Annotated in this window: 10 protein-coding genes; 6 read left to right on the top strand and 4 right to left on the bottom strand. The window is 71.8% G+C overall.

Features of this window, described 5'->3' with window-relative positions; translation table 11 throughout:
- The first annotated feature begins 133 nt into the window (after positions 1-133).
- Positions 134-1,822: an MFS transporter gene (locus ACZ6Y1_RS27440; protein WP_469635271.1), complete on the top strand. Its 1,689-nt coding sequence runs from the start codon at positions 134-136 to the stop codon at positions 1,820-1,822.
- Between the two features lie 324 nt (positions 1,823-2,146).
- Positions 2,147-3,316: an acyl-CoA dehydrogenase family protein gene (locus tag ACZ6Y1_RS27445; protein WP_469635276.1), complete on the top strand. Its 1,170-nt coding sequence runs from the start codon at positions 2,147-2,149 to the stop codon at positions 3,314-3,316.
- A gap of 9 nt (positions 3,317-3,325) precedes the next feature.
- Here ACZ6Y1_RS27445 and ACZ6Y1_RS27450 read toward each other — a convergent pair whose 3' ends face one another.
- On the bottom strand, positions 3,326-3,784 hold the full coding sequence (locus ACZ6Y1_RS27450) for a cell division protein SepF (protein ID WP_469635279.1): 459 nt from the start codon (positions 3,782-3,784) through the stop codon (positions 3,326-3,328).
- Between the two features lie 286 nt (positions 3,785-4,070).
- Here ACZ6Y1_RS27450 and ACZ6Y1_RS27455 point away from each other — a divergent pair, with 286 nt between their 5' ends.
- The 4 genes from ACZ6Y1_RS27455 to ACZ6Y1_RS27470 all read left to right on the top strand — a co-directional run bounded on the left by ACZ6Y1_RS27455 (position 4,071) and on the right by ACZ6Y1_RS27470 (position 7,896).
- Complete coding sequence (locus ACZ6Y1_RS27455) at positions 4,071-5,360, top strand: DUF5685 family protein (protein WP_469635282.1); 1,290 nt, start codon at positions 4,071-4,073, stop codon at positions 5,358-5,360.
- A gap of 121 nt (positions 5,361-5,481) precedes the next feature.
- Complete coding sequence (locus tag ACZ6Y1_RS27460; RefSeq protein WP_469635285.1) at positions 5,482-6,297, top strand: DUF1684 domain-containing protein; 816 nt, start codon at positions 5,482-5,484, stop codon at positions 6,295-6,297.
- A gap of 136 nt (positions 6,298-6,433) precedes the next feature.
- A complete protein-coding gene (locus ACZ6Y1_RS27465; RefSeq protein WP_469635288.1) occupies positions 6,434-7,318 on the top strand; it encodes a S1 family peptidase in 885 nt (294 codons plus the stop codon).
- Positions 7,319-7,416: 98 nt separating this feature from the next.
- The gene (locus ACZ6Y1_RS27470) at positions 7,417-7,896 is read left to right on the top strand and encodes a hypothetical protein (RefSeq protein WP_469635292.1); all 480 of its coding nucleotides are present in this window, start codon (positions 7,417-7,419) and stop codon (positions 7,894-7,896) included.
- Between the two features lie 23 nt (positions 7,897-7,919).
- Here ACZ6Y1_RS27470 and ACZ6Y1_RS27475 read toward each other — a convergent pair whose 3' ends face one another.
- The 3 genes from ACZ6Y1_RS27475 to ACZ6Y1_RS27485 all read right to left on the bottom strand — a co-directional run bounded on the left by ACZ6Y1_RS27475 (position 7,920) and on the right by ACZ6Y1_RS27485 (position 14,279).
- Positions 7,920-8,816: a DUF4231 domain-containing protein gene (locus tag ACZ6Y1_RS27475; protein WP_469635295.1), complete on the bottom strand. Its 897-nt coding sequence runs from the start codon at positions 8,814-8,816 to the stop codon at positions 7,920-7,922.
- A gap of 98 nt (positions 8,817-8,914) precedes the next feature.
- Positions 8,915-12,901: an FxSxx-COOH system tetratricopeptide repeat protein gene (gene fxsT, locus ACZ6Y1_RS27480; RefSeq protein ID WP_469635298.1), complete on the bottom strand. Its 3,987-nt coding sequence runs from the start codon at positions 12,899-12,901 to the stop codon at positions 8,915-8,917.
- A complete protein-coding gene (locus ACZ6Y1_RS27485; protein ID WP_469635301.1) occupies positions 12,885-14,279 on the bottom strand; it encodes a TIR-like protein FxsC in 1,395 nt (464 codons plus the stop codon). Before ACZ6Y1_RS27485 ends, fxsT begins: the two co-directional genes overlap by 17 nt.
- Positions 14,280-14,281 lie beyond the last annotated feature (2 nt).

Raw genomic sequence — 14,281 nt, forward strand, 5'->3', positions numbered from 1 at the left:
GAACTCGCGTACGCTGATCGTTCACTCGCGTGTCGATGCCGGACCCCGTTGGACGCCGCACAGCGCACCACCCCCCGTGGCTCCACAAGACGCTGGTCCGCCGAGCCCGAGGGATCACCTGGGAGGTACATGCATGTCGGGGACGAACGCGGCCGGGGTCAAGGCCCCTTCCCCCTGGCAGCGGCTCTGCGCGGCCTCCGGCGGAACCAACCGCTGGGTCGTCCTGGCCGTCCTCTGCGTCAGCCTGGTCCTCGTCGCGCTCGACGCGACGATCCTGCACGTGGCCGTGCCGTCCGTCACCGAGGACCTGCGCCCCGGCTCCATCGAGCTCCTCTGGATCGTCGACGCCTACCCGCTGGTCTGCGCCGCGCTCCTGATCCTCTTCGGCACCCTCGGCGACCGGGTCGGCCGCCGCCGGATCCTCCTCCTCGGATACGGGCTCTTCGGCGTGGCCTCGGCCATAGCCGCCCTCGCGGACAACGCCCAGGTCCTCATCGCCGCGCGTGCCCTGCTCGGCATCGGCGGGGCGATGATCATGCCCGCCACGCTGTCCATCCTCCGCCAGGTCTTCCCCGACCGGCGCGAGCGGGCGCTGGCCATCGGCATCTGGACCGCCGTCGCCGCGATAGGCGCTGCCAGCGGGCCCGTGCTCGGAGGGTTCCTCGTCCAGCACTACTGGTGGGGTTCCGTCTTCCTCATCAACATCCCGCTGATGGCGCTGATCCTGCCGCTCGGACGGTGGCTGCTGCCGGAGTCGCGCGGCGCGGCGGACGGGCCCTGGGACGTGCTGGGCGCGCTGATGGCCGCCGCCGGAGTGCTCGGCACGGTCCTCGGGATCAAGCGGCTCGGCGCGGAGCGCCACCTGCTCGACCCGCAGGCACTGGTACCGCTCGCGCTCGGCGTGGTGCTGCTCGTGCTCTTCGTGCGGCGCCAGAAGCAGCGCGAGCACCCGCTGATCGACATGCGGATGTTCTCCCGGGCGGCCTTCTCGACCTCCGTCGGCTGCATCGTCCTGGCCATGCTGGCGCTGGTCGGCCTGGAGCTGATCGCCGTGCAGTACCTCCAGCTGGTGCTGCGCCTGAGCCCGCTGGAGACCGGCCTGCGGCTGCTGCCGCTCACCTTCGCCGCCATGGCCGCGGGCGCCACCGGCTCGTACACGCTGTCCCGGGTCGGGCCGCGCACGATGGTGTCCCTGGGCTTCGTGCTCACCGCCTTCGCGGTGCTGCTGCTGACGCTGATGGGGCAGAACGACCGGCCCGTGCTGCTGACGGTGGGCTTCGTGCTCCTCGGCTTCGGGCTGCAGACCACGCTGTTCGCGGCGTACGAGTCGATGCTCAGCGAAGCCCCGGCGGCGACGGCCGGCGGCGCGGCCTCGATCGGCGAGACCTCGTACCAGCTGGGCGCGGGCATGGGCATCGCGCTGCTGGGCAGCGTGATGAACGCCGCGTACCGGCCGGGGCTGGCGGACGTGCCGGGGGTCGCGGCGGCGGACTCGGCGGGCGCCGCCAATTCCCTGGGCGAGGCCTACCAGATCGCCGCGCACCTCGGCGGGCCGGCCGGGGCCGCGCTGTACGCCGCGGCGCGCCACTCGTTCGTGCACGGGCTGCACGTCACTCTCGTGGTGAGTGCGGGGCTGTTGTTCGCGGGGGCGGTGATGGCGCTGAAGCTGCCGAAGGTCATGGAGTGCGGTGTGCCGTCCGGCGGTGAGGCGGAGGCGGAGGCCGGGCTGCCGGCGCAGGGGTCGGCCCCCGGCCCCCGGGTCGCCGTGCCGGCGCAGGTGAAGGCCGAGCCGTGCCCTTCCCCGGTGGAGCAGGCGGGCTGAGCCTTCGGCTGCGGCTCCGCCGCCGGGGCGCTGCCCCGGACGCCGCGCCTCAATCGCCGGCGGGGCTGGATTTCGGCTGATGCCGGCTGACCGGTGCGGCTCAGAGACGGGGGCTCCGCCTCGGACCCCGCTCCTCAAACGCCGGAGGGGCTGGATGTGGTCGGAGCCGGGAAGGTGGGGCTGGATTTCGTACGGCCGAGGTCGGTAGCGTCAGCGGCGCGGCGTGAAAACTTGCGCTGCTAGGTTCTGTCGGCCGGGCCGGCCGCGACGCGGCCCCCGGCAAAAACGCGGCCCTCGGGGCCGCCCAGGCCGCCGGGAGGCCCCGTGTCCTTCGTCCCCACCGATCCGCTCGGGCTCGACGAGCTCCTCGGGCCCGAGGACCTCGCCATCCGGGACACCGTCCGCGACTGGGCCGCCGACCGGGTGCTGCCCCACGTCGCCCAGTGGTACGAGAGCGGCGAGCTGCCCGTGATCCGGGAGCTGGCCCGGGAGCTGGGTTCCATCGGGGCGCTCGGCATGTCCCTCACCGGCTACGGGTGCGCCGGGGCCAGTGCCGTGCAGTACGGGCTCGCCTGCCTGGAGCTGGAGGCCGCCGACTCCGGGATCCGCTCGCTGGTCTCCGTGCAGGGCTCGCTGGCCATGTACGCGATCTGGAAGTACGGCTCCGAGGAGCAGAAGCAGCGCTGGCTGCCCGGGATGGCGGCCGGTGAGCTGATCGGCTGCTTCGGGCTGACCGAGCCCGACGTGGGCTCCGATCCCGCCGCGATGCGGACGTACGCGAAGCGCGACGGCGGCGACTGGGTGCTGAACGGGCGCAAGATGTGGATCACCAACGGTTCCGTGGCCGCGGTCGCGGTGGTGTGGGCGCAGACCGACGAGGGGATCCGCGGATTCGCCGTCCCGACGGACGCTCCCGGTTTCTCCGCACCGGAGATCAAGCACAAGTGGTCCCTGCGGGCGTCCGTGACGAGCGAGCTGGTCATGGACGACGTACGGCTGCCCGCCGACGCGGTGCTGCCGGGAGTGACCGGGCTCAAGGGCCCGCTCGGCTGCCTCAGCCACGCGCGGTACGGAATCGTCTGGGGATCCATGGGCGCGGCGCGCGCCAGCTTCGAGGCCGCGCTCGACTACGCGAGGACGCGGGAGCAGTTCGGGAAGCCGATCGGGGGCTTCCAGCTCACCCAGGCCAAGCTCGCGGACATGGCCCTCGAACTCCACAAGGGCATCCTGCTCGCCCACCACTTGGGCCGGCGGATGGACGCGGGCACCCTGCGGCCGGAGCAGATCAGCTTCGGCAAGCTCAACAACGTCCGCGAGGCCATCGATATCTGTCGCACCGCGCGGACCATCCTCGGTGCCAACGGGATCTCCCTCGAATACCCCGTCATGCGGCACGCCACCAACCTCGAATCGGTCCTCACCTACGAGGGCACCGTCGAGATGCACCAACTGGTGCTGGGCAAGGCGCTCACCGGGCTCGACGCGTTCCGGTGAGGGCCCTGCCTAGCTCTGGTTGAAGAAGTCGCGCGAGCGGCCGGCGGGCTCGCCGCTGACGATCTGGGTGTCGGCCGGGGTCAGGAGGAAGACCCTGGTCGCCACCCGCTCGATGGATCCGCGCAGCCCGAAGGTCAGTCCGGCCGCGAAGTCGACGACGCGCTTCGCGTCGCTCGGGTCCATCGAGGACAGGTTCACGATGACCGGGACGCCGTCGCGGAACAGTTCGCCGATGCCCCGCGCGTCACGGAAGCCGTCCGGGGTGACCGTCGCGATCCGCCGGCCGTGCTCCACCGCCGACTCGGAGGCCACCTTGACCCGGGGGTCGGTGACCCACGCGTCGCCGGGGCCGGACACCGCTCCGTGCTGGCGCTCCACCGCCTCCGCGTAGTCGTCGTCGTAGTAACGCTCGTCGTCACTGTCCTCCACGAGACCCAGCCAGGCACTCGCCTTGCGCACCGAACCCATGGACTGCCTCCTTTCATCGCGGTCAGTCTGTCTTCTTCACCGCTGCCCCTATGCTCGTCCATGATGCTGACAACGCGCCAAGTGGATAGTCGCCGCGCAGGGGTTTCGTGACGGTACTGGTGCAGAACATCCGTTGCACGGTCAAGGATCCTGGCAGCTACCACTGCTGTCTGAGTGAAAATACGACTGCTACCTCCGAATGGGTGAGCGATTGCGGCGTCCGGGTGACGGCGCGGGCTCGGTACGATGCCCCGCAGGCACGCGTACGACTCACGGGGGAAGCGGTTTGTTCGGCATAGTCAGACCTTGCACGCACCGGCTCGGCGAACGGTTCAAGGCGGAGTGGATGGCCCATCTCTGCGGCCTCTGCCTGGCACTTCGGGGTGACCACGGCCAGTTCGCGAGGATCGTCACCAACTACGACGGTCTGCTCGTCTCCGTTCTGACGGATGCTCAGTCGGGCCCGGCCGCCGGCTCCCGGCGCACCGCGGGCCCCTGCCCCCTGCGCGGGATGCGCACCGCCTCCGTGGCCAACGGCGAGGGCGCGCGGCTCGCCGCGGCCGTCTCGCTCGTACTGGCCTCGGCGAAGGTGCGGGACCACGTGGCGGACCGCGACGGGCTGTTGGCCCGCGCCCCCATCGCCATGGCCGCCCGCAAGGTCGCCCGTGGCTGGGACCGCGCCGGCGCCCGCACCGGCGCCTCGCTCGGCTTCGACACGGCCGTGCTCGTCGACGCCGTGGACCGGCAGGCGGGCATCGAGACGCTCGCCGGCCCCGGCACCTCCGTGCTCGTCGTGACCGAGCCGACGGAGACCGCGACGGCCGCCGCCTTCGCCCATACCGCCCAGCTCGCCGGACGGCCAGGCAACGCCCCCGCGCTCGCGGAGGCGGGCCGGTACTTCGGGCGGCTCGCCCACCTCCTCGACGCGGTCGAGGACCAGGCCGCGGACGCCGCGGCGGGCGCCTGGAACCCGCTCACGGCCACCGGCACCTCCCTCACCGAGGCCCGCCGGCTGTGCGACGACGCGCTGCACGGCATCCGGCTCGCGCTGCGCGAGGTGGAGTTCTCGGACGCGGGACTCGCCCACCGGCTGCTGGTGCACGAGCTGCGCACCTCGGTGGACCGGGCCTTCGGCACGAGCAGCTGCGGCCACGGGCACGCAGCGACGAACTCCGCCGGGCAGGGCGGCGGCGGACCGTACGTCGCGAACCCGTACGCGGGCAGCCCCCAGTCCGGCGGTGCCCCGTACGGTTCGAACCCGTACGGCTCGAACCCGTACGCCCCCGGCGGCCCCGGTGCGGCCCCGCCCATGGGCCCCGGCGGGCCGGGCTGGGGTGGCGGCGGTGGTGGCGGCGGTCTGCCCCCGCAGCGGCCGCGGCGCGGGCTGCTCGCGGGCTGCGCGGTGGCCATCGGGCTGTTCTGCACGTGCCAGCTGTGCTGCACCGAGCACGAGGGCCCGTGGTCCCGGGAGCGCAAGCAGCCCTGGTGCGACAACTGTGACGGATGCGACGGCTGTGACTGCTGCAACTGTGACGGCTGCTGCTGCGACGGGTGCGACTGCGGCTGCGACTGCTGAGGCTCGCTCGGCCTGAGGGCCCGTCAGGCCCGTTCCCCCTTCCGATCCGTGCAGGTCCGGACGGCGTACCCCGGCTCCACCAGGGGTTTCCGTCCGGACCGGTGTGGAAGGGTTGAGCGGCATGAGCGATGACGCAAATGATCCGCAGGCCGCCTGGCACGCATGGCACGAGCATCGGGTGGCCACCGTCTCCGCCCCTTATGGTCCCCTCGCGCTGATCGGCACCCACTGGCTCGCCGATTACCCGGAAGGTCGAATTCCGGCCGTTCCGGGGCAGTGGCGCGCGGCCGGCGGCGCGGTGGAGCTGACGGCCGCCCCCGGGGATTCCCTTCGGCTCGACGGCGAGCCCTTCAGCGGTGACGCCGTGCTCGCCGCCGACGAGGGGCCGCCCTCGCGCTCCCGGCTCACCGCCGGGGACCTGAGGCTCGTCGTGATCCGCCGCGAGGGGGAGTGGGCGGTACGCGTCTTCGACCCCGCGTCCGAGGCCCGCCGGAGCTTCCGCGGCATCGAGGCGACCCCGTACGATCCCGCATTCGTCCTGCCCGGCCGGTTCACGCCGTACGGCGAGCAGCGGACCGTCCAGGTGGACAACGTCGACGGGCAGGTGCGCGGACTCGGCCTCGGCGGTGAGCTCGCCTTCCGATTCGGCGGGGTCGAGCACACCCTCCAGGTCGCCGTCGACGAGGACGACGGCAGCCTCTGGGCCGTCTTCGGCGACGCCACCGGCGGACGCTCCAGCTACCGGTTCCGTTTCCTCAAACCCGGTGTCCCCGGGGAGGACGGCTCGATCACCGTCGACCTGAACCGGGCCCTGCTGCCGCCCTGCGCGTTCGCGGACCACTTCATCTGCCCCTTCCCACCCCCGGGGAACGTGCTGCCCTTCGAGGTGGCGGCGGGCGAGCGGCGGCTGAAAGACGCCCTTGCGACCGGTATCTGACGACAGGACACTCCCGACAGCGCTTGTCAGGGGCACGGCCAAAATTCACGCGCCGGTCATGCCTCCGACTGCGCCTCACGGGCGCCGGCACCCCCACAGCCGCCGGGCCCCCGAACCCTCTCCAGGAGGACGAGAAGTGAGGATCAAGCGCATCACCCGTACCAGGCTCCTCGCGGTGGCCACCGGCCTGGCCGCCGTCGCGGCGCTCGCGGCCCCCACCGTGGCGAGCGCGAAACCGCAGGACAGCGGTTTCAGCGAAGCACGGCTCGCCTCCGTCGGCGCGTCCGTGCTGCGCGCCGACGTCGCGGGCACCGCCTGGTACACCGACACCGCCACCGGCACCCTGGTGGTCTCCGCCGACTCCACGGTCTCCGCCGCCGACATCGCCAGAATCAAGCGCGAGGCCGGAGCCGACGCCGGCGCCCTGCGCATCGAGCGCACCCCCGGCAAGCTGTCGAAGCTGATCTCCGGCGGCGACGCGATCTACGCGTCCAGCTGGCGCTGCTCGCTGGGCTTCAACGTGCGCAGCGGCACCACGTACTACATCCTCACCGCCGGGCACTGCACCGACGGCGCGGGCACCTGGTGGACCAACTCCTCCCACACCACCACGATCGGCGCGACGGTCGGCTCCAGCTTCCCCACCAACGACTACGGACTGATCCGCTACGACAACACCTCGCTCGCCCACCCCGGCACGGTCGGCAGCCAGGACATCACCAGCGCCGTCAACGCCACCGTCGGCATGTCCGTGACCCGGCGCGGCTCCACCACCGGCATCCACAGCGGCTCGGTGACCGGACTCAACGCCACCGTCAACTACGGCGGCGGCGACATCGTCTACGGCATGATCAAGACCAACGTCTGCGCCGAGCCCGGCGACAGCGGCGGCCCGCTCTACTCGGGCACCCGCGCCGTCGGCCTCACCTCCGGCGGCAGCGGCAACTGCTCCTCGGGCGGCACCACCTACTTCCAGCCCGTGGTCGAGGCCCTCAACGCCTACGGGGTCAGCGTCTACTGACGCGTGACCCACGCGCCCCCGCCGCACCCCTGGACGTCCTCCCGCCTTCTGGGAGGATGTCCAGGGTGTCCGTGTCCACGGGGGAGGCAGGGTTCCGAATGAAGCGAATCGGCGTGACCGGGCACCGGTCCATCCCGGACGAGGTGCTCGCCCATGTGGACAGCGGCCTGCGTGCCGTACTGGGCGGCCACGAAGGGCCGTTGGAGGCCCTCTCCAGTCTCGCCGAGGGAGCGGACCAGCTCTTCGCCGCCATCGCCCTGGAATACGGCGCCGGCCTCACCGTGGTCATCCCCAGCGGGGACTACGAGGACTCCTTCGAGGACACCGAGTCCCTCGCCCGCTACCGCGGCCTCAAGCGGCGGGCCACCCAGGAGGTCCGGATGGACTTCCCCCGCTCCACCGACGAGGCCTACTACGCCGCCGGCACCTACATCGCCGACTCCTGCGACCGGCTCGTCGCCGTCTGGGACGGACTGCCCGCGCGCGGGCACGGCGGCACCGCCGAGATCGTCGCCTACGCCCGCGCCCTCGGCAAGCCGGTCACCGTGATCTGGCGCGAGGGCGTGACCCGGGACTGAGCCACGCCCTCGGCGCAGGTGCCTCAACTACTGTGCCGGGCCAGCCAGTCCGTGTGCTGGGGCGAGACGTACCGCTCGGTCTCGTACACCGCCGAAGGCCACTGCGACTCGGTGATGGTGGTCTGCATCACGACCATCATCGCCGCCAGGTCCTGCTCGATCAGCGTGTGCGCCTCGATCAGCGGATGGTGGCGGCGCACCTCGTTCCACGCGATGCCGGCCGCCGCCGCCGTGCTCAGCAGCCCCGTCAGCTCCGGCCCGGGCCCCGAACCGAACGCCCCGAACGCGGCGAACAGCAGGGCCAGACAGGTCAGCAACACGATCGTCCACGACCACAGGGCCGTCGCCCGCCGCGAGACCTCGGTCTTGCGCCGGTACCAGTTGCGCTGCTCGATCAGCCGGTCCCGGACGTACGTCTCCCGCCGCACCTGGTAGTCCAGGCCGCGCAGCCTGAACATCGCGCCGGTGATCTCCCCGCCCTCGGGGACCGCCCCGGAGCTCCGCGGATCCTCCCAGCCCATCTTCTTCAGCTCGTCCAGCCCCGCCTCCAGCCGCACCCGGTACGTGGCCTCCGCCCCCGCCTCGTCGCTGCCGAACGGCGCCCCGTGCACGGCGTACCGCCAGGCCAGAGACTTGATGAACTCGGCCGCGCTCCGGTTGAGCTGCCACTGCGGACGGGCCCGGCGCCTCGTCGCCCGTACGCCCACGCCCAGCACTCCGGCGTACGCGACCACGCTCACCAGCCCGAACAGGTACAACGAGCCCAGCCTGGGGCCCGTGGGCAGGGCCGCGGCCGCCGCGGCCGCGACGAGGAGCAGCAGCTGCGCGCGCGTCGCCTGGGTGGACTCGCGCTGCCGGGAGATCGCCGCCTGGTCGGTGTGGTGGAAGAGGGCCGGCAGGTCCTCGTTTCGAAAGGTCATGCTGTCGGGCACAGCGCCCCCCTGCTGTCGATCGGATCGATCGGATCGATCGCGTTTCGGCGGCGGGGACCGGTGGGGTCCCCGCCGCCCTCCTCGGATCACACGGCGAGCGGCTCCAGGTCGCGGTGGACCCGCCGCTCGTCACGGGCGTACCGGGTCAGACCGTGCTCCTCGCCGAGCAGCCGCGTCAGCTCGCCGACCGCCTCCGCGCGCAGCCGGGCCGCCTCCTCCTTGCGGCCCATGGAGTCCAGGCTGACCGCCATGTTGGAGGCGCTCGCCAGGGTCTCCGGGTGGTGTGCCCCGAGCGCCTCCCGCAGCCGCATCACCGCGAGCCGCTCCAGCTCCAGGGCGCCCTCCGGATCGCCCAGGTCGGCCCGGGTGTTGGCCAGGTTGAGGTTGGCGAAGACCGTGTGCGGGTGGTTGTCGCCCAGCACGTCACGCATCAGCCGGATCGTCTGCCGCAGCATCGTCTCCGCCGTGTCGGCGGCGCCCGTGCCCCAGTGGAAGACCGCCAGGTTGTTCACGGCCGCCAGGGTGTACGGGTGCCGCTCGCCCGGCACCTTCATGTACTCGTCCACCACCTCCTGCGCCAGGTCCCGGGCCGCGCCCGGCTCCCCGGTCGCGAAGAGGTCCGAGGCCAGGTTCAGCTCGCAGGACAGCAGGTCCGGGTTGACCGAGGTGTACTTGGCCCGGTAGCGGGCCCGGGTGGCCGTGGTCAGCCGGAGCGCGTCCTCCAGCTGGCCGGCCCGGCGCAGCGACACCGCGAGGTTCTTCGCCGCGGCCAGGGTGCCCGGGAAGGCCCGGCCCAGTGTGCGCTTGTAGCTCTCGTACGTCCGGCTGAGCAGCTGCACCGAGTCCTCGTACCGGCCGACCTCGCGCAGGTCGCGGGCGAGGTTCTGCGCGGAGGACAGGGTGTACGGGTGTTCCGGCCCCAGCACCTCCGTACGCAGGTCGTGCACCTCCTGGTCGATCTCGCGGGCTCTGGTGTACTGCCCGACGAGCCGCAGGTTCAGCGCCAGGTTGTTCGCCGCGGCCAGCGTGCGCGGGTGCGCCTCGTGGAAGATCTGGCTGAAGCCCTCGTGCGCGTCGGTCGCCAGCTCCATCGCCTCGCCGTACTGGCCCAGGGCGCCGAGGGTGTTGGCGAGACCGCTCATGGTCATGTACGTGTGCGGGTGCGAGGGGCCGAGGACGGCCTTCTGCCGCTCCAGGGTGACCTCGTCCAGCTCCTTCGCCTCCACGAACCGGCCCTGCGAGCGCAGGATGTTCGACAGGTGGAAACGCAGGTACAGGTACTGCAGGTCGTCGTTGCCCAGCATCTCCTTCCAGGCTTCCCGCAGCTCCTCGCCGAGCGCGTACGCGGCCTTGAAGTCACCGCGCTTCCACAGGTAGCGGACCCGGTCGATCAGCAGCCTGCGGGTCTCCGGCTCCTTGCAGTACCGGGCCTCCGACGGGGTCAGGTGCGACCAGATCGTGTTGAACCGCGGCCAGGTCTCCGGGTTGTCGATCGGCTCGTCGTCGTCCGGGCGGGCGCCGGCCAGGATCCGGTGGACGGCGTGCCGGGCCTCGCGCTGCTCCTCCTCGGTCATCTGCGACCGGATCACCGCCTGCACCAGGCGGTGCACCTGGATGCTGTTGCTGACCTGGTCGACCTTGGCCAGCGCGAACCGGCCGATCTCCCGGATCACCCGGCCCAGCACCAGCTTCTCCTGGAGCGAGGAGTCGTACGGCTTGAGGGCGTCGATCATCTCCTTGCTGTACAGCAGGTTCGCCGAGATCGGCTCCGGCGCCAGGAAGGCACAGAGCTGGAGCAGCCGCACCGCGGCCGGGGAGCGGGACTGCAGCCGCTCGATGGAGATGTTCCAGGTGGCGGCCACCGGCTCCGGGTATCCCGGCGGCTGGTTCAGCCCGAGCACCCGGGCCGCCTGCTGGGCCAGCTGCTCGATGTACGCGGACACCGGGGTCGCGGTCTCCGCGATCCACGCGCCCGCCTGTTCGACGGCGAGCGGCAGGTCCCCCACCGCTATGGCCACCTGCTCGGCGTCCTCCTTGCTGAGCCCGGGGGCCCGGCGCTGGAGGTGCTCGATGGACTCCTCGCGCAGGAACACGTCCACCGGGAGCGCGTCGCCGTACTGCGACCAGGACTGGTTGCGCGAGGTCACCAGCACGTGACCCGGGCCGCCCGGCGGGAAGAACCGCTTGAGCGTCTCCGGATCGTCCGCGTTGTCGAAGACCAGCAGCCAGCGCGAGGACGGCACCCCCCGCCGCAGCAGGTCTATCGCCTCCTGCGAGGCGGCCGCCATGTCCTCGCCGGTCTGCGCGCCGAGGCGCACGGCCAGCTCGGCGAGGGCCGCGACCACGTCGTCGGTCTGCTCCGAGGAGATCCACCACACCAGGTCGTAGTCGGCCATGAACCGGTGGACGTACTCCAGCGCCACCTGGGTCTTGCCGACGCCGCCGAGACCGAACAGGGTCTGCGGCTGCGGCAGCACCACGGAGATGCCGCCGCCGAGCTGGTCGCGCATCCGCTCCAGCACCATGGAACGCCCCGTGAAACCGGGGTTGCGGGGCGGCGCGTTCCAGATCTTCGGGACGGTCCCCGGGAAGCGCGGGCCCGGCTGGGTGGCGCTGGCCACGGTGTCGGTCAGGGCCGCCGGCCGCTCCACCGCGCGCAGCAGCGCGGTCGTGGCGTGCACCTCGTCGAGGCGGAAGAGGTCCACCGGATTGCGGTCGATGTACGGCGTGGCGAGGCGCACGTCGCCCACGCGCAGCGCCACCAGATGGCGCCGGCCCCCGGTCGGGTCCTCGGCGGCGGCCCGCTCCCACACGTCCACGGCACGGGCGGACTTGAGGTAGGCGCTGGAGAGCAGCACCACGGTCCGGGCGGCGTTGTCGACGCTGATGCCCGTACCGCCGATGGTGTCCCCGGAGTCCGCGCCCGGGGTCCGTTCGGCGGAGACGTCCCGGGGGACGACCCGGAAGCCGGCCCGGGTGAGCACCGACTCGATCCAGTCGGCCCACATCCGGTTCTCGGCGACGTACGAGAGGAACAGGTCGGCGGGGAGCGCGGGGCGGCGGCGGGTGAAGGCGTCCCGGATGCGCAGGCGCACCTCCTCGCCGATGACCGGCATGGAGGTGATGGCGCCCTCGGTGACCACGGTGGTGAGCCGCTCGAAGGCGGAGAGCAGGGAGTTGGTGAGTCCGGCCTCGTCGCCGAAGGTGGCCAGGGTCTCCTCGTAGGCGTAGTAGGGGCGGTAGGGGATCTCCACCGCGCCCCAGTAGGAGGTGAGTTCGTCCCCGACCAGCCCGTTGGGGAAGCGGTCGAACTTGATCCGGGCCAGCGCCCGGCCCGCGTCCGCCTTCTCCTTCTCGCCCTCGTCGATGCGCATCGGAACGGGGTAGATCTTGATGCCGCGGTCGTTGAACCGCTCGTCGATCTGCCGGGCCACCGAGGCGGCGCCGTCGATGGACTGGTCGGAGAGGGTGAAGCAGTCCACCAGGATGTCGGGCAGGTGGACCGTGCAGATGTCGGCGATGTCGGAGAGGCCGGTCCGGCTGTCGATCAGGACGTAGTCGTAGTTGCTCTTCATGTCCTCCCGTAAGGCGTCGAAGAAGAGCCCGCCGCCGAGCCGGTCGTAGAAGTTGTCCCAGTCGAAGGTGGAGACGGTCGCCGAGTACTCGCGGTTCTGGCGGCCCGCCGACACGAAGTCCAGGGTGCCGCCGTCCGGGAACTCCCAGCCGAGGGTCTCGGGGGTGAGGGAGACGGCGTGCGGCTGGATCCGCGCGTAGTCCCGGTGCCAGTCGTCGGCGCGCTGCACCGGGCTGGTCGCGGCCCACGCGTACTCGCTGATGAGGTCGATGACCCCGGTGGTGGCCCCGAGGGTGGACGGGTCCAGGAAGGGGTGGAAGAAGCGGTGCAGGCCCGGGGCCTCCAGGTCCCAGTCCACGGCGAGGACCCGCTTGCCGTTGGCCGCGAGGATCCAGGCGGTGTTGGCGAGCGCCATGGTGCGGCCCGTGCCGCCCTTGTACGAGTAGAAGGTGACGATGCGTCCGTCACGGCTGTCTTCGCTGTCACGACTCGCTGTCATCCGCGTCCCCCCGATCGGTGTCGTTGCTGTCGTGGCTGTGGTCGCTGTCTTCGTCGTGCGCGTCGTGTGCGTCGTCGTGTGCCCCGGCCGGGAAGGGCACCCTCGGCGGGGCGGGCGGACCGCCCATTCCCATGGGCCCCAGCAGCCGCGGCCGTTCGATCTGGGTGTTGCCGGCCGGCAGGTACACCTGGGCGTGTCTGAGGAACTGCTGGGCGGCGGCCTCGACCACCTGCGGGAGGATCTGGCCGAGCGTCTCCATGCTGGCCACGCCGTTGGCGGCGGCCCGGCACGCGGCCCTGCCCTGCCGCATCTTGACGGGCAGGGTCTCCTCCAGCCGCCGGGCCAGCTCGGCCTCCTTGGCGCGGCTCTGGCTGTCGTAGCGGTTCCACGGCACGACCACGTTGATCCACGGGCGGTGCTCCTGGTCGAAGGCGGCCAGGCGCTGGCGCCGGTGCTCGTCCTCCACCGCCCACCGGTCGACGATCAGGATCTCGGGGCGGGTCGGCGGCTGCTTGCTGTCGAAGTGCCCGGCCTCGTCGTCGAAGGAGGCCACGGTGGTCTGGTAGTTGAGGTTCTTGACCAGGTCCTCGGCGACGTACGCGATGGGCCGCTGGGCGACCGGGTGGTACGGGTTCCACTCCAGGGCGCTGTCCCCGTAGTACTCGGGGCTGCGGCCCTCCGGCAGGTCGTGCCGGGAGGAGGCGGCCACCGTCACGTGCAGGGTGCGGGAGGGACCGCCGGCGGGACTCCCCGTGGTGCCGAAGGCACTGGGGACCACCCGGTAGTCCACCGGCCGCACGGGTGCGAGGTCGACGTTCTTGCCGACGTGGACGATGCGCCGGGCGAGCTCGTAGACGGCCTTCTCGTACTGCTCCGCGTAACCGCGCAGCTTGATCAGTCCGTACAGCCCGTCGGTGACGTAGCGCTCGCCGAAGGTGTTGTGGTTGAACTGCAACCGCTCGGCCGGGCCTGGCAGTTGGGAGGGCGGGACCGGCACCCATAACGCGGGCACGATGGCCTCCGGCGGCTGGCCGCCCGCGCTGACGGCCCCGTGCTGGATGGCCCGCTGGGCGAAGGCGTACCACTCCTTGCCGCACATCTGGCTGGTGAAGTACCGCGGTGAGAACAGGGGAACGAAGACACGGCAGTTGGCGAGCGCCTCGGCGAGCCGTTCCGACCAGCCCTCACCGCTGCGTATGTCCCGGTCCATGAAGCCGACCGGGAATCCGGCGGGTAGGTCCGTCATCGCCATGACATGACCGCAGAGATCACGGAAGAGGCGCTCCACCCACATGTCCGGGTCGGGTCCCCCCGCGCCGAATCTCGGTGTATGCGCGTAGCTGAGAAAAAAGTACGGCTCCCCTTTTTTTGCGGGCACAC

This window comes from Streptomyces sp. NPDC053432 (assembly GCF_055585365.1).